This window comes from Mesocryomonas lacus (assembly GCF_055730135.2).
Window position 1 is genome coordinate 60,543 of the sequence record NZ_JBUZWE020000005.1, and the last position, 22,386, is coordinate 82,928.

The following is a 22,386-nucleotide window of genomic DNA, read 5'->3' on the forward strand; positions in this document are numbered from 1 at the left end:
CTTCATAGAGCGGCCAGAGGGGCGAAAGGACGCGCCTTCACGACGGTCCCTTAAAATTGCGAGAGAGCACATTACATACATTTTGATGACAGGGGTGACGGCAGTGGGCGACGCGGAACTTTCGAGGAATCAGACGTCGCAGCCGGCCAGAAGCCAGGCCGACAAGCCACGTGGCTCTGACCCCGACCGCAATACCTCGGTCATCACCCGTACAAAGCCGCAGACGAAGAAGCCAAGTCTTTACAGGGTGCTGCTTCTGAACGACGATTACACCCCGATGGAGTTCGTGATCCACGTCCTGGAGCGTTTTTTCCAGAAGGATCGCGAGGCAGCGCACCGTATCATGCTGCATGTGCACAACCACGGCGTCGGCGAATGCGGGGTCTATACATACGAGGTGGCGGAGACCAAGGTCACGCAAGTCATGGATTTCGCCCGCCAGCATCAACATCCGCTGCAATGCGTGATGGAAAAGAATTGAGGTGAATCGTGCCTACATTTTCGCAAAGTCTGGAAAAGTCGCTGCACCAGGCCCTGACGCTCGCTAATGAGCGCCAGCAGGAATTCGCTACCCTCGAGCACCTTCTGCTGGCGTTGCTCGAGGACAAGGATGCGGCGGCGGTCATGAAGGGCTGCAGCGTCGATCTCGACGTGCTCCGCGCGAGCCTTGTCGAGTACATCGACACCGAGCTCGCCAATCTCGTGACCGGCCATGACGAGGACTCGAAGCCCACTGCCGGCTTCCACCGCGTCATCCAGCGCGCCGTGATTCACGTCCAGTCGTCCGGCCGGGAAGAGGTGACCGGCGCGAACGTGCTCGTGGCGATTTTCGCCGAGCGCGAGAGCCATGCCGCCTATTTCCTGCAGGAACAGGAGATGACGCGCTACGATGCCGTCAACTTCATCGCGCATGGGATTGCCAAACGCCCCGGCTCCTCCGAAAGTCGGCCCCTTAGAAGCGCCGAGGACGATCAGTCGACCATGGGACCCGACGAGGAAGGCAGGCGCAAAACGACCCAGGACGCCCTTACGGCTTACTGCGTGAACCTCAACGAGAAGGCCAAGTCCGGACGCATCGATCCGCTGATCGGTCGCTCGGAGGAGATCAACCGCACCATTCAGGTGCTGTGCCGCCGTTCCAAGAACAACCCGCTTTATGTCGGTGATCCCGGCGTCGGCAAGACCGCGATCGCCGAGGGCCTCGCCAAGCGCATCGTCGAAGGCGATGTGCCCGAGGTGCTGCTGGACGCGACCATCTTCTCGCTCGACATGGGCACGCTGCTCGCCGGCACCCGCTATCGCGGCGACTTCGAAGAGCGTCTGAAGCAGGTCGTCAAGGAGCTCGAGGAATATCCGGGCGCCGTCCTCTTCATCGACGAGATCCACACGGTGATCGGCGCGGGTGCGACCTCGGGCGGTGCGATGGATGCGTCGAACCTCCTGAAGCCGGCCCTGTCGAGCGGCGCGATCCGCTGCATCGGCTCGACCACCTACAAGGAGTACCGTCAGTTCTTCGAGAAGGACCGGGCGCTCGTCCGTCGCTTCCAGAAGATCGACGTCAAGGAGCCGTCGATCGACGACGCCATCGCCATCATGAAGGGCCTGAAGCCCTATTTCGAGGACTTCCATAACGTGAAGTTCTCGAGCGAGGCGATCAAGGCCGCCGTCGAGCTCTCGGCGCGCTACATCAACGACCGCAAGCTGCCGGACAAGGCGATCGACGTGATCGACGAGACCGGCGCATCGCAGATGCTGCTCCCGGAAGGCCAGCGCAAGCGCAAGATCGGCATCAAGGAGATCGAGGCGACCATTGCCACGATGGCGCGGATTCCGCCGAAGTCGGTGTCGAAGGACGACGAGGAAGTGCTCCAGCACCTCGACACGCAGCTGAAGCGGGTCGTCTACGGGCAGGACACGGCCATCGACGCGCTGTCGGCGACGATTAAGCTCGCACGCGCCGGCCTGCGCGAGCCGGAGAAGCCGATCGGCAGCTACCTGTTCTCCGGCCCGACCGGTGTCGGTAAGACCGAGGTGGCCAAGCAGCTGGCATCGGCGCTCGGCGTCGAACTCTTGCGCTTCGACATGTCGGAGTACATGGAGCGGCACACTGTCTCGCGTCTGATCGGTGCGCCTCCCGGCTATGTCGGCTTCGACCAGGGCGGGCTTCTCACCGATGGCATCGACCAGCATCCGCATTGTGTGCTGCTGCTGGACGAGATCGAGAAGGCGCATCCGGATCTGTTCAACATTTTGCTGCAGGTCATGGACCACGGCCGGCTGACCGACCACAACGGCAAGAAGATCGACTTCCGGAACGTCATCCTGATCATGACGACGAATGCCGGCGCCTCGGAGGGGGCGAGGGCCGCCATCGGCTTCGGATCGTCCAAGCGCACGGGCGACGATGTGGAGGCGATCAACAAGCTGTTCACGCCGGAATTCCGCAACCGTCTCGATGCCATCATCCCGTTCGCCGGCCTTGGGGCAGGCGAGATCAACCGGGTGGTCGAAAAGTTCGTCATGCAACTGGAAGCCCAGCTGTCGGAGCGCGGCGTGACCTTCGAGCTGACGCCGGAGTCGATCGTCTGGCTGGCCGACAAGGGCTATGACGAGCACATGGGGGCGCGGCCGCTGGCGCGCGTCATCCAGGAGTACATCAAGAAGCCGCTGGCGGACGAGGTGCTCTTCGGCAAGCTTAAGAAGGGCGGGACCGTCAAGATCACCGTCGTCGACGACCCCGACAAGGCGGGTGCCCGCAAGCTGGCGCTCGAGGCGATCGCCGACGAGCAGCCGAAGGCCAAGCGCAAGTCGCGCGCCAAGGTCGATGCCGACGGCGAGGACTTGGAAGATGACGACGGCGAGGACTACGGTGACGACGAGGACGAGGGCGATGTCGCCGTGAAGGTCGCGCGGCGTCCTGCGTCCAAGCGCAAGCCGTCCTGATTCAACATTCCATCGAAGGGGCCGTCCGGAAGGGCGGCCCCTTTTTGTTGCGTTTTGCTTCAGCATGATCGGGCATGCCCATGCCGGGAACTGACCTCACCAGGGAGCGCTCCTCGTTCCACTGGATCGGCAAGGGCATGCTCGGCATGCTCAGTCCGCCTGCCCTCATCCTCGTCACCGCCTATGTCGGCTTTGCCGCCGTGGCGCGAGAGGCAGGTTTTGACTGGCTGCAGACCTCGTTCATGACGCTGACAGTCTGGGCGCTTCCCTCGCAGATCATCTTGATCGGGGCGGTAAGCGCGGGCATCGCGCTGCCGGCGGCAGCGCTGGCGGTCGGCCTGTCGGCGATCCGACTGATGCCGATGACGGTCGCGCTGATCGCCGAGGTCAAGACGCCGCAGACGCGGACCCTGAAGCTCCTCGCCTTCTCGCACTTCATCGCCATTACCGCCTGGGTGTTCGCCATGCAGCGGCTGGACGAGGTCCCGCGGGAAAAGCGCCTCCTCTTTTTCGGCAGCTTCGGCGCGACGCTGACGCTGACGAACACGCTGGTCGTGGCGCTGGTGTTCAACCTGATGGAGGACCTGCCGGCGCTGATCACCGGCGCGCTGGCCTTCCTCACCCCTGTCTACTTCCTCATCTCGCTGTTCCATTCGGCCCGCGACCGCACGGGGCGGCTGGCGCTGCTGTTCGGCATGCTCTGCGTGCCCCCGGCGCACTGGCTGTCGCCGGAATTCGACCTCTTGATCGCCGGCATCGCCGGCGGCGCGATCGCCTTCGCCCTCGGGCGGCGGCTGGAGAAGGGGGCGTCGGCATGAACCTCGGCTTCCACGACATCGCTGCCGCCTGGTGGCCCTACGCCTTCATCCTGCTCGCTGGCTGGCTGCCGACCGACATCTGGCGCTATCTCGGCGTGCTCTCCGCCGGCCGCATCGACGAGAACTCGCCCAACATCGCGCTCGTGCGCGCCATCGCGACCGGCATGGTCGCCGCCGTCATCGCCCGGATGGTGCTCTATCCCTCCGGCGCGCTCGCCGACGTGCCGGACGCCGTTCGGATCGGCGCCATGGTCGCCGGCTTCCTCGTCTACCTCGCCGCCGGCAAGCGCATTCTCGTCGGGATCCTCGCGGCGGAAGTGGTGCTGATCGGCTTGCCAATGGCGATGGCGGGCTGAGGGTCTCAGGCCGCCCGATCTCCCCCCTTGAGGGGGAGATGTCCGGCAGGACAGAGGGGGGTGAACGTCAAGCGCCACGCCGGACCAATCGGCTCCCCGACCGGGTCTGATCAAAAAGTTCGCCGTTACGGCAGCGCACCCCCCTCTGGCCTGCCGGCCATCTCCCCCTCGGGTGGGGAGATCGGCTTACGGCACGCGTCAGGTCGCGGCGAGTGCCGCTTTGATCAGGTCAGCCTGCTCGGCCAGCACCGCATTGTCCGCCATGCTGCCAGAATGCGGGACCAGGGCGACGCCAGCATAGCGGGGGATGACGTGGACATGCAGGTGGAAGACGGTCTGGCCAGCTGGTGCCTCGTTGAACTGGGTGACCACCACGCCGTCGGCGGCGAAGGCCTCTTTCACCGCCCGCGCCAGCCGCGCCGCGATCGGCATCAGCGCCGAGAGCGTGGCGTCCTCGGCGTCGAGAAGGTTGCGCGAGGGGGCCTTGGGGATCACCAGTACATGCCCCTTCGATTGCGGCATGACGTCCATGATCGCGATGGCGGTCTCGTCCTCGAACACCTTCTGGCTCGGGATCTCGCCGCGCAGGATCTTGCCGAAGATGTTCTGCGGATCGTAGCTCATGGTCGTCTCCTCCAGCGGGTTGCGCTCCTCGGGGGGACCACGATCCGCCCGGCCGGTCAATCCTGTTCCGTTTGATCGGGGCGCTGGAGCTCGGCCGGAGCGGAGGCGGGCGATCCGTCCTCGTGCTTCTTGAACGGGGTGTGTTCGCCCAGCATGGCCTGCATCGCCGCCACCTGCCGGCGCTCGACCTCGAGGTGGTTCTCGATTGCCTGCCGCAACCCGGGATGGCGGATGTAGTGGGCCGAATGCGTCGTCACCGGCTCGTAGCCGCGCGCCAGCTTGTGCTCGCCTTGCGCGCCGGCCTCGACGACGGCCAGCTTGTGTTCGATCGCATAGTCGATCGCCTGGTGGTAGCAGAGCTCGAAATGCAGGAAAGGATGGTCCTCGGTGCAGCCCCAGTAGCGGCCGTAGAGCACGCCGCCGCCGACGAAGTTCAGCGCCCCGGCGATGTAGCGGCCCTCGCGTTTCGCCATCATCAGCACGATGCGCTCCGGCATCCGCTCGGAGATCAGCGAGAAGAACTTCCGGTTGAGGTAGGGACGACCCCATTTGCGGCTGCCGGTGTCCATGTAGAAGCCGTAGAAGGCGTCCCAGGCGGCCTCGGTCAGGTCCTTGCCGGTCAGCCACTCGACGGTAATGCCGGCCGACAGCGCCTCCCGCCGCTCCTTCCGGAGCCCCTTGCGCTTGCGCGAGGCGAGCGTCTCCAGAAAGTCCTCGTAGGTGCCGTAGCCGCGGTTCTTGAAGTGGAACTGCTGGTCGATGCGGTGGAGGAACTCGCCGTCCTCCATCGCTTCGATATCCGCTGGTGTCAGGAAGGTCGCATGCGCCGAGGAGATGCCGGTCTGGCCGACATAGGCCTTGATGCCCTGGCACAGCGCCAGTCGCCGCACGTCGGCGCCAGTGGAGTGCCCGACCAGCAGCCGCGGTCCGGTCGCGGGGGTGAAGGGCACGGAGATCTGCAGCTTCGGATAATAGCTGCCGCCGGCCCGCTCCAGCGCGTCGGCCCAGCCGTGGTCGAACACGTATTCGCCTTGGCTGTGGCTCTTGAGATAGGCCGGCATGGCCGCGAGAATTTGGCCGGACGCGGTTTCGAGCACGAGGTGCTGCGGCATCCAGCCGGCGCGCGCCGAAACGCTGCCGCTGTCCTCCAGCGACTTCAGAAAGGCGTGCAGGAGGAAGGGGTTGCCACCGGGCGATGAAGCATCGCTTTCATCGCCCGGTGGTTCCGGTGGCGAGACGCTAGCGAGGCTGTCCCAGGTTGTCGGCGCGATCTGGTCAATGGATTCGAGGACGCGCAGGGAAAAGACGTCCCCCTCGGCCTCGGTGGTGTCGGTGCCCTGTGTCATCGCCCCAAGCTATCGCCCGCCTGCCGCATTGCAAGCGCTCAGACCTGCGGCGAAAAACCCTCGAAGGTCATCTGGTCGGCATGGCGCTCCGTCTGCGCGACGCCGTCCGGGTTGCGCACTGTCCAGGTGATCACCGGCGCCTTCTGGTCGCCACGGACCCAGTCGACGAAGCCGTTCGGCAGATGGTGGACGCTGTAGGAGACGAAGCTGCAGCCGCGGCTGTAGACGGCGCGGTGTTCGTCGAGCTGTTCCGGCTTCAGGCCCTCGGCCGTCAGGCCCACCGGAAAGCCGCCCGCGGCGATCGCCTGGTCGATCAGCCAGGGATCGAAGGACATCAGCGCGAGCTGGCCGCGGTAGCCGGAGAGGACCGGCATCAGCCGGTCGAGGAAGTCGGCGTCCTCGTCCGGGCTGCTGCCTTTTAGCTCCATGACCAAGGGCACCGCGCCGTCGATGGCGGCGAGGAACTCGGCGACGGTCGGAATGCCGGCCCCGGTGTTGCCGAGCCGCAGGCGGCGGAGCTCATCGAGCGTTGCCGCGTCCGTGCGCCCCGGGGTGCCGGTCAGTCGGTCGAGCGTCGCATCGTGGAAGATCACCGGCACACGGTCGCGCGACAGGTGCACGTCGCATTCGATGGCGTAGCTGCCGGCGATCGCGGCAAGGGCGGCGGGAACCGAGTTCTCCATGACGGCGACATTGCCGTCATGGAGGCCGCGATGGGCGATCGGCCGGCTCACCAGCCAGTCGAGAGAACCGCTGTAACGCATTGTCCTGCCTTACTTGATCTCGAAGAACGCTTCGATTTCCACGGCGGCGTCGAACGGCAGGCTGGGCACGCCGACGGCGGAGCGGGCGTGGCGGCCGGCATCGCCAAGGATCTCGACCATGAAGTCCGACGCGCCGTTGGCGACCTTGTGCTGCTCGGTGAAGCCGGCGTCGCTGGCGACGAAGACGGTGAGCTTCAGCAGGCGGACGATGCGGGTGAGGTCGCCGCCGAGAGCCGCGCTTGCCTGGGCGAGGATGTTGACCGCACAGGCCTTCGCCGCGCGCTGTCCGTCCTCGAGCGAGACGCCACCGCCGAGCTTGCCGATGGCGGCGATCTTGCCGTCCTCGAACGGCAGCTGGCCGGAGGTCTGCAGCACGTTGTTGTAGGTGACGTAGGGCACGTAGTTGGCGGCGGGTGCGGCGGCGACAGGCAAGGTGACGCCGGCGGCGGCGAGGCGGGAGGCGATCGTGTCGGTCATCAAATTTCCTTTGTTCACATGATTGGAGGGCCGCGGGCATATTGCCGGCTCCCCGTCGGGGATAGAGTGTGACGAGGCCCGACATAGCCCGGATCGCCGGCCTCGTTGAGGAAAGTTTTGCATGGTGTTCCGCAGTTTGGTCGTTCTGGCAATGCTTCCCGCGACGACGGGTCTCGCCGTCGCCGTCCCGCTCGCCCCGCATCAGGCTGTCTACGAATTGTCGCTCGCGTCGGGCTCCACCGACTTCGTCGGGGCGGAGGGGCGAATCGCGCTGAAGCTGCAGACCGAGACCTGCGGCGTCTATGCGCTGGACTACCGCTTCGTCGCGAAATTCCAGCAGGAGGAGGAGGTGACGGTCACCGACCAGCAGACGATCTCGACCGAGAACGCCGACGGCAGCGACTTCAGCTTCACCACCAAGACCTTCGTCGACGGCGCGCCGGAAAAGGAAATCCGCGGCAAGGCCCGGCGCGAGGGCGATGCCACCAAGGTCGCAATGCAGTCGCCGAAGGCGGCGGAGTTCAGCCTGCCGCTCTCCTACTTCCCGATGCAGCACACCGCGACGCTGATCGAGCACGCAAAGGCCGGCGACCGGATCGTCGAGGCGAAGCTCTTCGACGGCGACGACGACGCGGAGAAGCTGCTCTCCAGCACCGCCATCATCAGCCCGAACGATCCGCCGGCAGCGGCGCCCACGCCTGAGCCGAACAAGGCCGACGGCACGCCGCCGCCGCCGCGTTCGCCGAAGATCGACCAGGAACTGGCGGGGCTGAAATCCTGGAAGGTCAGCGAATCCTACTACAACAGCGACAGCGACCCCGATGGCATGCCGGTGTTCGAGACCAGCTACACCCTCTACGAGAACGGCGTGTCGGACGCGCTGACGCTGAATTTTGGCGAGTACGCCTTCAACGGCGCGCTGAGCCAGCTCGATCTGCTGGATGCGAAGGGGTGCAAGTGAGACGGGACGGGGTCGAAGACGGGTGGGGAGAGGGTTCTAAGGCCAAAACTTCGTCATCCCGGACTTGATCTCTGCGAAACCAAAGGTTTCGCTGCGATCCATTCCAAATCGTTGAACGAGTGATCTACGGTCGACCTTGCCGGTGTTCTGACGCGGACTGCGGACTCCACCGCAGAGGAATGGATCCCAGCAAAACCTTTGGTTTCGCAGAGATCAAGTCCGGGATGACGAGATTGAAGAGTCGGCGCCATTGCGCTTTACGCTCAAATGGCCACGCACTTCACTGCGGAAAGGGGCGCAGCCCGACCGACATAGCACCCACCCCCAAGCCGCAAATCACCCCTCCACCCCCCGCATCCACCGCCTGCATCCAACCCGCGCCCCACACCTAACCCTTGCCCGGCCGCCTGAATCGGTGTATGGGCGCGGTCATTCCACACACGGAATTCGGGACTTCATGGCGACCTCGGTCGTCCGCTGCGGTCCCTCCGGTGGCGGCCAACCCTGGCTGCTTCTTTTCCGTGGAGGCTGAACCGGTAAAGGAACCGACACGATGGCATTGCCCGATTACTCCATGCGCCAGCTGCTCGAAGCAGGCGTCCACTTCGGCCACCAGACCCACCGCTGGAACCCGAAGATGGCCCCCTACATCTTCGGCTCGCGCAACAACATCCACATCCTCGACCTCGCGCAGACCGTGCCGCTCCTGCACACCGCGCTGAAGGCCGTGTCCGACACCGTCGCTCGCGGCGGCCGCGTGCTGTTCGTCGGCACCAAGCGCCAGGCGTCCGACATCATCGCCGATGCCGCTGCCCGGTCCGCCCAGTACTACGTCAACGCCCGCTGGCTCGGCGGCATGCTGACCAACTGGAAGACCATCTCGAACTCGATCCAGCGCCTGCGCAAGCTCGACGAGATGCTCTCCGGTGAAGCGCACGGCTTCACCAAGAAGGAGCGCCTGACGCTGCAGCGCGAGCGCGACAAGCTCGACCGGGCGCTCGGCGGCATCAAGGACATGGGCGGCGTGCCGGACATGATCTTCATCGTCGACACCAACAAAGAAGCGATCGCGATCGAGGAAGCCAAGCGCCTCCACATCCCGGTCGTCGCCGTGATCGATTCCAACTGCGATCCGCGCCCGATCGATTTCCCGATCCCGGGCAATGACGACGCGGCCCGCGCGATCACGCTCTACTGCGACCTGATCGCCAAGGCCTGCCTCGACGGCATCGGCCGCCAGGCCGGCGCCATGGGCGTCGACATCGGCGCGATGGAAGAGGCTCCGATGGAGACGCTGGAAGAAGAGGCCATGCCGTCGCAGTCGGCTGCCGAGACCGAGACCGACGTCGCTTCCGACGCCCAGGCTGCTGCCGAGCCGCAGCCGGAGCCGGAAGCCCAGCCGGCCGCCTGAGACCCTGTGCCGGCGAAAGCCGGCGCATCCTGACCGGACGGCGTAATCACGCCGTCACATTGACAGCGCACCTCTCGTCTGGCGACGGGGGTGCGCCTGTTTCATTTTCCAAGAGGCTGATCGATGACCGTTACCGCCGCGATGGTAAAAGAGCTGCGTGAGAAGTCCGGCGCAGGCATGATGGACTGCAAGACCGCGCTCGCCGAGAACAATGGCGACATGGAAGCCGCCATCGACTGGCTGCGCGCCAAGGGCATTTCGAAGGCCGACAAGAAGTCCGGCCGCACCGCTGCGGAAGGCCTGATCGGCGCCGCCTCGAGCGGCACCAAGGCGATCGTCGTCGAGGTCAATTCCGAGACCGACTTCGTCGCCCGCAACGACGCCTTCCAGACGATCGTGCGCAATGTCGCGAAGGTCGGCCTCGAGACGGACGGTTCCGTCGAGGCTGTCGGCGCTGCCGCCTATCCCGATTCGTCGAAGTCGGTCACCGAGACCATCGTCGAGGCCGTCGGCACGATCGGCGAGAACATGTCGCTGCGCCGCAGCGCTATGCTGACCGTCACCGATGGCGTCGTGGCCACCTACATCCACAACCAGGTCGCCGACGGCCTCGGCAAGATGGGCGTTCTCGTCGCCATGGAGTCCACCGGCGACAAGGCGGCTCTCGCTGCTTTCGGCCGTCAGGTCGCCATGCACGTCGCCGCCACCAACCCGCTGGCGCTGACCTCGGCCGAGGTCGACCAGGCGACCGCCGATCGCGAGAAGGCGATCTTCGTCGAGCAGGCACGCGAGTCCGGCAAGCCGGACGCGATCATCGAGAAGATGGTCGAAGGCCGCATGCGCAAGTTCTACGAGGAAGTCGTCCTGCTCAGCCAGGCCTTCGTGATCAATCCCGACCTGACGGTCGAGAAGGCGCTCGCGGAGGCCGAGAAGGATTTTGGTGCCCCGGCCAAGATCACCGGCTTCGTGCGCTTCGCGCTCGGCGAGGGCATCGAGCGCGACAAGAGCGACTTCGCTGCCGAAGTCGCTGCGGCCGCCGGCCAGAAGTAAGCGTTTACTCTCCCTTCGAGACTGCCGGGGGCGCCTGCGTGACAAGCGGGCGCCCTTATTGTATCGCAGGCCGGCTCGCGCTGCGGGCCCGCATTGCATGAGGATGATGGAAATGACGGCAGACATCCGCTTCAAGCGCGTGCTTCTCAAGGTTTCCGGCGAAGCCCTTATGGGTAGCCAGGGTTTCGGCATCGACGTCACGGTCGTCGACCGCATCGCCGGCGATATCGCCGAGGCGAGGGCGCTCGGCGCCGACATCTCGGTCGTCATCGGCGGCGGCAATATTTTCCGCGGCGTCGCCGTGGCGTCGAAGGGTGGCGACCGCGTCACCGGCGACCACATGGGCATGCTGGCGACCGTCATCAACGCGCTGGCGCTGCGCACTTCGCTCGCCAAGCTCGGCATCGAGGCGATCGTGCTCTCGGCCATCGCCATGCCGGAGATCTGTGAAAGCTTCTCTCAGCGCGTGGCGCTCGCCCATGCCGCGGCGGGCCGCGTGGTGATCTTCGCCGGCGGCACCGGCAACCCGTTCTTCACCACCGATTCCGCCGCTGCGCTCCGTGCGGCCGAGATGGGCGCTGCGGCGCTGTTCAAGGGCACGCAGGTCGACGGCATCTATTCCGAGGATCCGAAGAAGAACCCGAACGCCACCCGCTTCGACCAGCTGACGCACGACGAGGTGCTGCAAAGGGGTCTCGCGGTGATGGACATCGCAGCCGTCGCCTTGGCACGCGAGAATCACATTCCCATCGTCGTATTCTCCATCCATGAGAAGGGTGAGTTCGCCCGCATCCTGTCGGGCGGCGGTCGCGCCACCATCGTGACCGACTAGGCTGGATCGACACGGCGCAAAAGCAAAAGGACAGACCATGGCTGAATTCGATATCAACGACCTGAAGCGGCGCATGGACGGCGCGATCAACGCCCTCCAGCACGACCTCCAGGGGCTGCGCACCGGCCGCGCCTCCGCGAGCCTGCTCGACCCGATCACGGTCGAGGCCTACGGCACGCAGACGCCGCTGAACCAGCTGGCCAACGTGTCGATCCCCGAGCCGCGCATGCTGTCGGTCTCGGTGTGGGACAAGACGATGGTCGGCAAGGTCGAACGGGCGATCCGCGACAGCCATCTCGGCCTCAACCCGATCACCGACGGCACCACGCTGCGCATTCCGCTGCCGGAGCTGAACGAGCAGCGCCGCAAGGAACTGGTCAAGGTTGCCCACACTTATGCCGAGAATGGCCGCGTGGCCGCACGCCATGTGCGACGCGATGGCATGGAGACCTTGAAAAAACTCGAGAAAGACGGCGATATGGGGCAGGACGACGCCCGTCAGATGTCCGATCGCGTGCAGAAGATCACCGACGAGACGATTTCCGAGATCGACAGGACCCTGTCGGCCAAGGAAGCCGAAATCATGCAGGTCTAGCCTGAACGTGCCTTCTGCGGCGGTGGAATCAAGAGGACAAGCGGTGCGGCAACCCCAACACGTCGCCATCATCATGGACGGCAACGGACGCTGGGCGAAAGCCCGCGGCCTGCCCCGTACCATGGGTCATCGCCGCGGCGTGGAGGCGGTCCGTGGGGCCGTCCGCGCTGCCGGTGACTTCGGCATCCGCTACCTCACGCTGTTCGCCTTCTCCTCGGAGAACTGGCGACGCCCCGCCGAGGAGGTGAACGAGCTGATGGGCCTCCTGAAGCTCTTCATCCGCCGTGACCTCGCCGACCTTCATAAGGAAGGCGTGCGGGTCAAGGTGATCGGCGCGCGCGAAAACCTCAGCAACGACATCCGCTCGCTGCTCGAGGAAGCCGAGAACCTGACGCGCGACAACACCCATACGACGCTGGTCATCGCCTTCAACTACGGCGGCCGCGAGGAAGTGGCCCGTGCTGTCCGGCGGATTGCCGACAAGGTGGCATCGGGCGAGATCAAGGCCGAGTCGGTGAGCGAGGAACTGCTCGACGGTCACATGGACACCGCCGGGATTCCCGACCCCGATCTCATCATCCGCACTTCCGGGGAGCTTCGGCTGTCGAACTTCCTGCTCTGGCAGGCGGCCTATTCCGAGTTCGTCTTCCTGCCCTGTCTGTGGCCGGACTTCGATCGCAAGGCGTTCGAGGGCGCGCTGCAGGATTTCGCCTCGCGCGATCGGCGCTATGGCGGCGTCTCCTGCGAGATCGCGTCCTGACCCGATGCGGATGATCCGATGGGCCTAGGAATCGGCAGGCTCGTTTCGACGCAATCCTGGGCCGACCTCAAATCGCGCCTGATCTCCGCCGTGATCCTCGGCGCTGCCGTGCTGGCGATCGCCTTCGTCGGCGGCGTGCCGTTCCGCATGCTGTGCTGCCTCACCGGCGTCATCGTGTTCGAGGAATGGGCGCGGATGACCCGCGCCAAGCGGGCAGGGCCGATCTTCAAGTTCGCCCGCCGGGCGCTTTTCTTCAGCCTGTTTGCCTTCCTGCTCGGCGAGAACCTTCTCTCCCTCATCATCATCGGCGGCGCCGGCCTCTTCGTCGCTTTCGTCGACCGGCGCGAGCGCAAGGCCGACTGGGCGCTCGGCGGCCTCGTCTATTCAGGCTTCGCGGCGCTGGCCCCCGGCATGCTGCGGGCCGACGACGCGGCGGGGCTCGCGGTGCTCGGCCTCGTCATCGCCGTCGTCTGGCCGACGGACATCTTCGCCTACTTCACCGGCAAGACTTTTGGCGGACCGAAGATCCTGCCCTCGGTCTCGCCGAAGAAGACGATCTCCGGCTCGCTTGGCGGCCTGATTGCCGGCATGGCTTTCGGCTCCGCCTTCTATGTCGAGGTCACCGGCGAGTTTCCGCTCTGGATCCTCCTTCTCACCGCCGTTCTCTCCGTGCTCGGCCAAGCCGGCGATCTCTTCGAGTCCTGGGTCAAGCGGCGCTTCGGCGTGAAGGATTCGGGCCGGATCATTCCGGGCCATGGCGGCCTGATGGACCGGATCGATGCGCTGATCATCGCGCTGGGCGCCGCGTGGATCGTCGGCGTGATGCTGGAGGGAATCGAGCATCCGGCGCGGGCGATCTTCGCGATCTAGTCATCCCACACAGAAGGTTTGCTTGCCGCGCGGCAAGCGGACTCCATAAGATAGACGGACCGGTTTGCAGGCATACCGGCCGATCGCGCCCTTCGAGCAAGGAAACAAGATGGATCTCTCGTCCGGCCTCGGCATGATCTGGGACACCGCCCTGATCAAGTTCGTGCCCTTCCTGTTCGTCCTGACGGTCATTGTCTTCTTCCACGAGCTCGGGCATTTCCTGATCGGCCGCCTTTGCGGGATCAAGGTGCTGGCGTTCTCCGTGGGTTTCGGACCGGAACTCGTCGGCTTCAACGACCGCCGCGGCACCCGCTGGAAGCTTTGCGCCATTCCGCTCGGCGGCTATGTGAAGTTCCTCGGCGACGAGAACGCCGCGAGCATGCCAGACAATGCCGCCGTCGAGGCCATGGACCCGGCGGAGCGCGCACAGTCCTTTCCGGCCAAGAGTGTCGGCCGCAGGGCGGCGACCGTCGTCGCCGGCCCGGTCGCCAACTTCATCCTCGCCATCGTTATCTTCGCCGGCGTCGCCTTCATCAGCGGGCGGCCGGTCGGCGATCCCGTGGTGTCGGAAGTGCGGGCAGGGACCCCGGCGGCGACCTCCGGCATTCTCGCCGGCGACCGGATCGTCTCCCTCGACGACACGAAGGTCACCTATTTCAACGACATCCTGGAATACGTGTCGACGCGGGCCGAGGTGCCGATCCGCGTTGGCGTCGAGCGGGCCGGCGCGCCGCTGGAGTTCACCGTGACGCCGGCGCTGGTGACGCAGACCGATCCTTTCGGCAACGAGGTGCAGACGCCCTTGATGGGCCTTGTCGCCAGCAAGGAGAGCGCCGACTTCCGCGTCGAGAGCCTGTCGGCGGTCGAAGCGCTGAAGTTCGGCGTCGACCAGACCTGGTTCTTCACCCACCATACCGTCAGCTTCATCAGCGGTATCGTCACCGGGCATTCCGGCGCCGAGCAGATCGGTGGGCCAATCCGAATCGCCGGTATCTCCAGCCAGGTGGCGACGCTCGGCTTTGCCGCGGTGCTGATTCTGGCCGCGCAGCTGTCGATCTCGATCGGCCTTCTCAATCTCCTGCCGATCCCGATGCTCGATGGCGGGCACTTGATGTTCTACGGTTTCGAGGCGCTGCGCGGGAAGCCGCTGAGCGAGCGCGTGCAGGACGTCGGCTTCCGGATCGGCATCGTCCTCGTCCTGTCGCTGATGATCTTCGCGATGTGGAACGACATTTCCTGGCTGACCTGAGCGTGGCTTGCGCGGGGCTTTTCTCCTGTCGCCGGTTTAACGCTGTGTTAACCATGTATCAGGGAGCCGTGGCCGGGGAGCAACGGTTTTCCGATTCCTAAACTGAATCCGTCCAGTTTGCTTGAACGCGGTCCTAAAGCCGTTAAAAGGCAATGAGCGCATGATGCCGAAACGGCGTCGCTGCGGTGTTATGTATAAAAGGTGGGTGAAGCCTATGACGGCTGGATCAAAGCTCCTGAGGGCCACGTCGGCATTTGCGCTATCATCGACGATCCTGGCCACCACTGTCGGTGTCCAGCTCTTGATGGTCTCGCAGGTCCAGGCCGCGATGGTCAGCAACGTGGTCGTGACGGGCAACCAGCGCGTCGAGGCCGATACGATCCGCGGCCTCCTGTCGATCCGCCCGGGCAAGAATGCCACGGAAGCCGACATCGACGAGGGCGTGCAGAAGCTCTACTCGACCGGCCTGTTCTCCGACGTGAAGATCAGCCAGAGCGGCGGCACGGTGAACGTGCGGGTCGATGAGAACCAGATCGTCAACCAGGTCGTCTTCCAGGGCAATTCCAAGCTGAAGGACGAGCAGCTCAAGGCCGCCGTCCAGACTCAGTCGCGCGGCGCCTATTCGGCTGCCACCGCCGAGGCCGACGTCGCCTCCATCAAGGAAGCCTACGGCAAGATCGGCCGCAGCGATGCGACCGTCACCGTCCGCACGCTTCCCGTCGACAACAACCGCGTCAACGTCGTCTTTGAGATGAACGAGGGCGACCGCACCAAGATCGGCACGATCAACTTCGTCGGCAACAATGCCTATGGCGATGGCCGTCTGAAGGAAGTGATCGCGCTGCGCGAGTCCGGCCTGCTCAGCTTCATCCAGCGCAACGACATCTATGATGCCGACCGCCTGCGCGCCGATGAAGAGACGCTGCGCCGCTTCTACTACAACCACGGCTACGCCGACTTCCGCATCGTTTCCTCGGTTGCCGATCTCGACGAGACCAACAACAAGTACACCGTCACCTTCACCATCGACGAAGGCGAGCGCTACACCTACGGCAACGTCGCCGTTGAGAGCGCCATTCCGGGCGTCGACGGCGCCGCGCTGGAGCGCGAGCTGAAGACCCGCTCGGGCGACGTCTACAGCGCGCAGAAGGTTGAGGACTCGCTGGTCGCCGTGACCAACCGCGTCGCCGAGAACGGTTATGCCTTCGCTCAGGTCACCCCGCGCGGCGACCGCGACTTCAACAACCGTACGATCTCGGTCACCTACGTGGTCGACCAGGGCCAGCGCGCCTACATCGAGCGGCTGGACGTGCGCGGCAACACCAAGACCCGCGACTACGTCATCCGCCGCGAGTTCGACGTCTCCGAAGGCGACGCCTTCAACCAGGTTCTGGTGCAGCGCGCTAAGCAGCGCCTCGAGTCGCTCGGCTTCTTTACCTCGGTCAACATCTCGACCGCGCCGGGCTCCGAGCCGGACCGCGTCGTCGTGATCGTCGACGTGGTCGAGAAGTCGACCGGCGAGTTCTCCATCGGTGGTGGCTACACCACCGGCGGCGAGAGCGATGGCCCGGTTGCCGAAATCGGCGTGACCGAGCGCAACTTCCTTGGCCGTGGCCAGTATGTGAAGGTCTCCGCCGGCTTCGGCGCTGATACCCGCAACTACCAGCTGTCGTTCACCGAGCCCTACTTCCTCGGCCGCCGCCTGGCCGCCGGCTTCGACATCTACACCTCGACCAACACGTCGGAATCCTACGACGTCGAGCGCACCGGCGGTTCGCTGCGTGTCGCCGCGCCGATCACCGACGACTTCACCGCGCAGGTCGCTTACAACTTCAAGCAGGAGAAGTTCGGCGACGACGACGGCGGTGCCAAGATCGATGACTATCTCGTCGACTCCGCCGGTGCCCTGATCATCGGTGCGGACGGCAAGCCGGTCGTTGCCGGTAGCGATTTCGACGGCGACACCAAGGCGATCTACGCCACCTGCGGCGATCCGGACCCTTACGGTCTCGTCTCAGGCCGCCAGGTTGCCGGTGCCACGGACTTCTCGGGCGCCCCGAAGTACACGCGCTCGACGATCATCAACCAGGCGATCTGCGACAGCCCGTACACCACATCGTCGGTCTCCTACGCGCTGACCTACAACACGCTCGACTCGACCAAGGACCCGCGCAACGGCATCATCGCCTCGTTCGGCCAGGAAGTCGCCGGCCTCGGCGGTGACGCGAGCTTCGTCAAGACCACCGGCAAGGCATCGTATTTCCAGCAGCTGCAGGAAGAATACGACGTCGTCGGACAGCTCTCGGTCGGTGGCGGCAATGTTGCCGGTCTCGACGGCGACCTTCGCGTCTTCGACAACTTCTTTAAGGGCCAGGACATCGTCCGCGGCTTCGAGACCAAGGGCATCGGCCCGCGCCAGTTCGAGCTCGATGCCAGCGGCAACCGCGTCGGCAGCGGTGTCGCGATCGGCGGCGAGAACTACCTGAACGCCACGGCGGAGACGACCTTCCCGCTGCCGCTGGTGTCGCGCGACTTCGGTTTCCGGGGCGCGGTGTTCGCCGATGCCGGCACGCTCTGGGGCACGGAATTCGCAGGCCAGCAAGGTGTCGTCGGCGACGACCTCGAAGTGCGCGCCTCGGTCGGTGTCGGCCTGCTCTGGGCCTCGCCTTTCGGTCCGCTGCGCGTCAACTACGCGCACCCGGTCATGAAGGAAGACTACGACGAGACCCAGGAACTGTCCTTCGGCTTCTCGACCCGGTTCTAAGGGATAGCGGGAGACCTCAGGGTCTCCCGCTTCAGTTTTGATGACAGACATCCGATTCTTTCCAGCCGGTGAGGGGCTGACCCTCTCCGCGCTCGCGACGCTCTGCGACGCCGAGCTCGTTGCGGGCGGCGACGGCACGCGGCGCGTCCGTGGGCTTGCGGCCCTCGACGATGCCGGCCCGGACGATCTCACCTTCTTCGACAATGTGCGCTACCGCGAGGCCCTCGCGGCAACGCGCGCCGGCTGCGTCGTCGTTGCCCGCCGCAGTCTTCCGCTGGTGCCGGAGGGCATCGCAGCGCTCGTCGCCCGCGATGCCGGGCGGGCCTTTGCACTGGCCGGCCGGGCCCTGTTTCCCGAAGCGCTTCTGCCGCAGGCGATGAGCCCCGGGATTTCGCCCTTCGCCGCTATCGATCCGACGGCGGTTCTGGAGGATGGCGTCACGGTGGAGCCGATGGCGGTGATCGGTCCGCGCGTCGGCATCGGCCGTGGCACGGTGATCTCAGCGGGAGCCGTTATCGCTTCGGACTGCAAGATCGGCCGCGACTGCCGGATTGGCGCGCATGTCAGCATCCAGCACAGCCTGATCGGCAATGGCGTGATCCTGCATCCGGGCGTTCGCCTCGGGCAGGACGGCTTCGGCTATTCCGCGGGCCGCGACGGCATTTTGAAGATGGTGCAGATCGGCCGGGTGATCGTGCAGGACGGTGTCGAGATCGGCGCGAATACGACGGTCGACCGCGGCGCCATCCGCGACACGGTGATCGGCGAGAACACCAAGATCGATAACCAGGTTCAGGTCGCGCACAATGTGCGGATCGGTCAGAACTGCATGATCGTCGGGCAGGTGGCGCTCGCCGGCAGCGTGACGCTCGGCGACGGCGTTGCCATCGGCGGCCAGACGGCGATCAACAACCACGTCACCATCGGCGATGGCGCGCAGATCGCCGCCATCAGCAGCGTCGCCAGCGACGTGCCGCCCGGCGCCCGCTGGGGCGGGACGCCGGCCAAGCCGGTGCGGGACTGGTTCCGGGAAGTGACCTGGGTTAGTGAAATGGCAAAGGCGCGACGCGTACCAGGGGGCAGGGATGGACGAGACGACAACGACGCTTGAGAGCGCCGACATACTCCAGATCATGGAGCTCCTGCCGCACCGCTACCCGTTCCTGATGGTCGACCGCATCGTCGGCATCGACTCGGACAAGGCGGCGATCGGCATCAAGAACGTGACGGTCAACGAGCCGCATTTCATGGGGCATTTCCCCGGCACGCCGGTGATGCCGGGCGTCCTGATCATCGAGGGCATGGCCCAGACCGCCGGCGCGATCTGCACCATGGCGATGGGCAAGGGCACGCCGCAGCTGGTCTATTTCATGACCATCGACAATGCGAAGTTCCGCCGTCCGGTGGTGCCGGGTGACCGGCTGGAATACCACGTCGTGCAGAACAAGAAGCGCGGCAACATCTGGAAGTTCGACTGCGTCGCCAAGGTCGACGGCGTCAAGGTCGCCGAGGCGACCGTCAGCGCCATGCTGGTGGCCCGCGACCCGGCCTGAGCGCCATCGCATGCCAGCGGCTCCGAACTGACGCTGCCGCTTCCGTCACGGCGCCCTTTGCGGGGCGCCGTCGGCGTTTCCCTGGCCAATAGTAGGGGTGCCCATGTCCATCCATTCCTCCTCGATCATCGAGGACGGTGCCGTCATCGGCGAGGACGTCGAGATCGGTCCGTTCTGCCATATCGGTCCGCAGGTCCGGCTCGGTCCGGGCGCGAAGCTGCGCTCGCACGTGGTGATCTCCGGCAACACCACCATCGGCGCCAATGCCAACATCTACCCCTTCGCCTCCCTCGGGCATGCGCCGCAGCATCTGAAGTACAAGGGCGAGGACACCCGCCTCGTCATCGGCGAGAATTGCCTGGTGCGCGAGAGCGTGACCATGAACCCCGGCACCATCCAGGGGCGCTCCGAGACGACGATCGGCGACAACTGCTCGTTCTTCACGGGCTCGCACGTCGCGCATGACTGCCATGTCGGCTCCAACGTGACGGTGATCAACAACGTCATGCTGGCCGGGCATTGCGTCATCGGCGACTTCGCCACCATCGCCGGCGGCTCGGGCATCCACCAGTTCACCCGGATCGGCCACCATGCCTATATCGGTGGCCTTGCCGCGGTCGAGGGTGACGTCATTCCCTTCGGCATGGTGCTCGGCAACCGCGCCTATCTCTCCGGCCTCAACGTCATCGGCATGAAGCGCGCGGGTTTCAACCGCGACGCCGTGCGCAACGTGCGCAAGGCCTACCGCATGCTGTTCTCCGACGATTTGACGTTCCGCGAGAACATGGACGAGGTGCAGAGCGAGTATCCCGAGGATCCGCTGGTGCAGGACCTGCTCGGCTTCATCCGCTCCGGCGGCGACCGGGCGATCTGCTTTCCGCGCCACAGCCGCCCGGCGTGACGCTTCCCGCCCAGCCCGCCATCGTCGCGCCGGGCAGGCCGGGCGAGCCGCTCGGCATCGTCGCCGGCGGCGGCGACCTGCCGCGGCTGGTGGCGGAACAAGCCGTGCTGCACGGCTGGACACCCGTCGTCCTCGCCGTCGGCGACGGGATCGGCTCGTCCTGGCTGCCTGAGGATGCCTGGCCGATGGCCTGGGGCAAGCTCGGCAACGCGTTTGGCCATCTGAAGGGCAGGGGCGTGCGCCGCATCGTGATGTGCGGCACCGTCTCCGTGCGCCCCGACTTCCGCTCCATCCTGCCGAGCCTCAAGACGCTCGCCATGCTGCCGCAGATCTTCCAGGTGATCCGCGGCGGCGACGACAACCTGCTGCGGGCGGCGGCCCGGGCCTTCGAGGGCCGTGGCTTCGAGCTCGTAGCGGTCCAGGAAATCCTGCCGGAGATGCTGATGCCGGCGGGACCGGTGACGGGACTGAGCCCTTCCGAGATCGACTGCGTGGCGCTTGCCCGCGGGTTCGAGGCGGCGAAGGTGCTGGGCGCGCTCGACGTCGGGCAGGCGGTCGTCGCCTCGCGCGACCGGGTGATCGCGCTGGAGGGCATCGAGGGGACGCAGGAAATGCTGGCACGCGTCGCCGACCTTCGCCGGCGGGGCCGCGTCAGCCGGAAGGAACATTGCGTGCTGGTCAAGGTCGTCAAGCCGGGCCAGGATCTGCGCTTCGATCTGCCGAGCATCGGCGTTGCGACCATCGAGCAAGCCGCCGAAGCGGGGTTGTCGGGCATCGGCCTCAGCGCCGGCCATGCGCTGGTGATCGGCATCGATGACGTCATCGCGGCTGCCAAGGCAGAGGGCATGTTCCTCGTCGGCTGGCCCGATCCTTCCGGAGAACCGCTGCTATGAAGATCGCCTTCGTCGTCGGCGAGAATTCCAGCGATCGTCTGGGCGCAGCGCTCATCCGTGGCTTGCGGCAGCAAGCGGGCGAAGCGGTCGAGGTGACCGGTCTCGGCGGCGACGAGATGGCGGCGGAGGGGCTGAAGACGCTCTTCGACATCGACGAACTGTCGATCATCGGCGTCGGCGCCATCGTCGCGCGGCTGCCCCAGTTGATCGGGCGCATCGGCCAGACCGTGCGCCATATCCTCAACGAAGCGCCGGATGCGCTGGTCGTCATCGACAGCTATGCCTTCTCGCACCGGGTGGCGCGCAAGGTGCACAAGGCCCGGCCGGACCTTCCGATCATCAATTACGTTCCGCCGGCAGTCTGGGCCTACCACCCCGAGCGCTCGACGGCGATGCGCGGCTATATCGACCGGGCAATCTGCGTCTTCCCGTTCGAGCCGGATTTCCATCAGCGCCATGGCGGCCCGCCCGCGACCTATGTCGGCCATCCCCTGATGCGCCAGCCCGACCTTGCCGCCATCATGCAGCGGCTCGATGCGGGACCCGACCTGCCGGCGCCGAAGGCAGCGCCCGTGCTGCTGGTTCTGCCGGGGTCGCGCCGGGGCGAGATCAACCGGCTGAGCGACGATTTCGGCAGGACGTTGGCGCTGCTCTCAGAACGCATGCCGGGCGTGCGCGCCGTGCTGCCGGCGGTGCCGCGGCTGAAGGCGGCGATCGAGGAAAAGGTCGCGGGCTGGGCGGTGAAGCCCGAGATCGTGACCGGCGAGGCGGAGAAATGGGCGGCGTTCGCTGATGCCGACGCGGCGCTTGCGGCATCCGGCACCGTGGCGCTGGAACTCGCGCTCGCCGGCGTTCCCATGGCGCTCTGCTACCGCATCGACCCGATCGCCTACCGCGTCCGCCACTGGATCACCGGCTGGACCGCGGCGCTGCCGAACTACATCGCCGACCACCCGCTGGTGCCCGAGCATTTCCACGAGTTCATCCGCCCGGAAGCCCTGTCACGGCGGCTCGAATGGCTGCTGACGGACACGCTGGAGCGGCGCGCCCAGGTCGAGGGGTTCCGGGATATCCGCCGGAAGATGGCGGTGAGCGAGGATCCCGGGCAGGCGGCGGCGTCGATCGTGCTGGAGGTGGTTCGGGGGCGGGCGGGAAGCCGCATTCGCTGAGTTGATGCTTGCGGCAGCGCCGCCCCCCCTCTGTCCTGCCGGACATCTCC

General features: G+C 65.8%; 22 protein-coding genes. 18 read left to right on the top strand and 4 right to left on the bottom strand.

What is annotated here, in order from left to right:
- The first annotated feature begins 85 nt into the window (after window positions 1-85).
- From clpS to ACZLZY_RS09490, 4 genes are all read left to right on the top strand, one after another.
- A complete protein-coding gene (clpS, locus tag ACZLZY_RS09475; RefSeq protein WP_472933557.1) occupies window positions 86-481 on the top strand; it encodes an ATP-dependent Clp protease adapter ClpS in 396 nt (131 codons plus the stop codon).
- Between the two features lie 8 nt (window positions 482-489).
- The gene (gene clpA, locus ACZLZY_RS09480) at window positions 490-2,943 is read left to right on the top strand and encodes an ATP-dependent Clp protease ATP-binding subunit ClpA (protein WP_472933286.1); all 2,454 of its coding nucleotides are present in this window, start codon (window positions 490-492) and stop codon (window positions 2,941-2,943) included.
- Between the two features lie 80 nt (window positions 2,944-3,023).
- Window positions 3,024-3,761 carry an AzlC family ABC transporter permease gene (locus tag ACZLZY_RS09485; protein ID WP_472933287.1) on the top strand — a complete coding sequence of 246 codons (738 nt, stop codon included), beginning with the start codon at window positions 3,024-3,026 and terminating at the stop codon, window positions 3,759-3,761.
- Window positions 3,758-4,117 carry an AzlD domain-containing protein gene (locus ACZLZY_RS09490; RefSeq protein ID WP_472933288.1) on the top strand — a complete coding sequence of 120 codons (360 nt, stop codon included), beginning with the start codon at window positions 3,758-3,760 and terminating at the stop codon, window positions 4,115-4,117. The genes ACZLZY_RS09485 and ACZLZY_RS09490 overlap by 4 nt, the downstream gene beginning before the upstream one ends.
- Before the next feature lie 198 nt (window positions 4,118-4,315).
- On the opposite strand, the gene ACZLZY_RS09495 is transcribed toward ACZLZY_RS09490, so the two are convergent.
- From ACZLZY_RS09495 to ACZLZY_RS09510, 4 genes are read right to left on the bottom strand one after another with little or no spacing between them, the layout of a single operon-like run.
- Window positions 4,316-4,741, bottom strand: coding sequence for an HIT family protein (locus tag ACZLZY_RS09495; protein ID WP_472933290.1), 426 nt, complete (start codon window positions 4,739-4,741; stop codon window positions 4,316-4,318).
- Window positions 4,742-4,797: 56 nt separating this feature from the next.
- Window positions 4,798-6,087: a GNAT family N-acetyltransferase gene (locus tag ACZLZY_RS09500; protein WP_472933292.1), complete on the bottom strand. Its 1,290-nt coding sequence runs from the start codon at window positions 6,085-6,087 to the stop codon at window positions 4,798-4,800.
- A 38-nt stretch (window positions 6,088-6,125) separates the two neighbouring features.
- On the bottom strand, window positions 6,126-6,851 hold the full coding sequence (locus ACZLZY_RS09505) for a glycerophosphodiester phosphodiesterase family protein (RefSeq protein ID WP_472933293.1): 726 nt from the start codon (window positions 6,849-6,851) through the stop codon (window positions 6,126-6,128).
- A 9-nt stretch (window positions 6,852-6,860) separates the two neighbouring features.
- A complete protein-coding gene (locus ACZLZY_RS09510; protein WP_472933294.1) occupies window positions 6,861-7,328 on the bottom strand; it encodes a RidA family protein in 468 nt (155 codons plus the stop codon).
- A gap of 121 nt (window positions 7,329-7,449) precedes the next feature.
- Between ACZLZY_RS09510 and ACZLZY_RS09515 the strand changes: the two genes are divergently transcribed.
- From ACZLZY_RS09515 to lpxB, 14 genes are all read left to right on the top strand, one after another.
- The gene (locus tag ACZLZY_RS09515) at window positions 7,450-8,289 is read left to right on the top strand and encodes an EipB family protein (RefSeq protein WP_472933295.1); all 840 of its coding nucleotides are present in this window, start codon (window positions 7,450-7,452) and stop codon (window positions 8,287-8,289) included.
- A gap of 553 nt (window positions 8,290-8,842) precedes the next feature.
- The gene (gene rpsB / locus ACZLZY_RS09520) at window positions 8,843-9,700 is read left to right on the top strand and encodes a 30S ribosomal protein S2 (RefSeq protein ID WP_472933297.1); all 858 of its coding nucleotides are present in this window, start codon (window positions 8,843-8,845) and stop codon (window positions 9,698-9,700) included.
- A gap of 123 nt (window positions 9,701-9,823) precedes the next feature.
- Window positions 9,824-10,750 carry a translation elongation factor Ts gene (gene tsf, locus ACZLZY_RS09525; RefSeq protein WP_472933299.1) on the top strand — a complete coding sequence of 309 codons (927 nt, stop codon included), beginning with the start codon at window positions 9,824-9,826 and terminating at the stop codon, window positions 10,748-10,750.
- Window positions 10,751-10,862: 112 nt separating this feature from the next.
- Complete coding sequence (pyrH, locus tag ACZLZY_RS09530) at window positions 10,863-11,582, top strand: UMP kinase (protein WP_472933300.1); 720 nt, start codon at window positions 10,863-10,865, stop codon at window positions 11,580-11,582.
- A 37-nt stretch (window positions 11,583-11,619) separates the two neighbouring features.
- Window positions 11,620-12,177, top strand: a complete 558-nt coding sequence (gene frr / locus ACZLZY_RS09535) for a ribosome recycling factor (RefSeq protein ID WP_472933301.1) — start codon at window positions 11,620-11,622, stop codon at window positions 12,175-12,177.
- A gap of 73 nt (window positions 12,178-12,250) precedes the next feature.
- Window positions 12,251-12,937, top strand: a complete 687-nt coding sequence (locus tag ACZLZY_RS09540; RefSeq protein WP_472933558.1) for an isoprenyl transferase — start codon at window positions 12,251-12,253, stop codon at window positions 12,935-12,937.
- Between the two features lie 18 nt (window positions 12,938-12,955).
- Entirely contained in the window at window positions 12,956-13,807 is an 852-nt protein-coding gene (locus ACZLZY_RS09545; RefSeq protein ID WP_472933303.1) for a phosphatidate cytidylyltransferase, read from the top strand.
- A gap of 109 nt (window positions 13,808-13,916) precedes the next feature.
- Entirely contained in the window at window positions 13,917-15,056 is a 1,140-nt protein-coding gene (rseP, locus tag ACZLZY_RS09550; RefSeq protein WP_472933304.1) for an RIP metalloprotease RseP, read from the top strand.
- A gap of 214 nt (window positions 15,057-15,270) precedes the next feature.
- On the top strand, window positions 15,271-17,820 hold the full coding sequence (gene bamA, locus ACZLZY_RS09555; protein ID WP_472933306.1) for an outer membrane protein assembly factor BamA: 2,550 nt from the start codon (window positions 15,271-15,273) through the stop codon (window positions 17,818-17,820).
- A gap of 40 nt (window positions 17,821-17,860) precedes the next feature.
- Complete coding sequence (gene lpxD, locus ACZLZY_RS09560; protein ID WP_472933308.1) at window positions 17,861-18,931, top strand: UDP-3-O-(3-hydroxymyristoyl)glucosamine N-acyltransferase; 1,071 nt, start codon at window positions 17,861-17,863, stop codon at window positions 18,929-18,931.
- Complete coding sequence (gene fabZ, locus ACZLZY_RS09565) at window positions 18,906-19,373, top strand: 3-hydroxyacyl-ACP dehydratase FabZ (RefSeq protein ID WP_472933309.1); 468 nt, start codon at window positions 18,906-18,908, stop codon at window positions 19,371-19,373. Before lpxD ends, fabZ begins: the two co-directional genes overlap by 26 nt.
- A 103-nt stretch (window positions 19,374-19,476) precedes the next feature.
- The gene (gene lpxA / locus ACZLZY_RS09570) at window positions 19,477-20,274 is read left to right on the top strand and encodes an acyl-ACP--UDP-N-acetylglucosamine O-acyltransferase (RefSeq protein WP_472933310.1); all 798 of its coding nucleotides are present in this window, start codon (window positions 19,477-19,479) and stop codon (window positions 20,272-20,274) included.
- Window positions 20,271-21,167: an LpxI family protein gene (locus ACZLZY_RS09575; protein WP_472933313.1), complete on the top strand. Its 897-nt coding sequence runs from the start codon at window positions 20,271-20,273 to the stop codon at window positions 21,165-21,167. Before lpxA ends, ACZLZY_RS09575 begins: the two co-directional genes overlap by 4 nt.
- Window positions 21,164-22,336, top strand: a complete 1,173-nt coding sequence (lpxB, locus tag ACZLZY_RS09580; RefSeq protein ID WP_472933314.1) for a lipid-A-disaccharide synthase — start codon at window positions 21,164-21,166, stop codon at window positions 22,334-22,336. Before ACZLZY_RS09575 ends, lpxB begins: the two co-directional genes overlap by 4 nt.
- The last annotated feature ends 50 nt before the right edge of the window (window positions 22,337-22,386 follow it).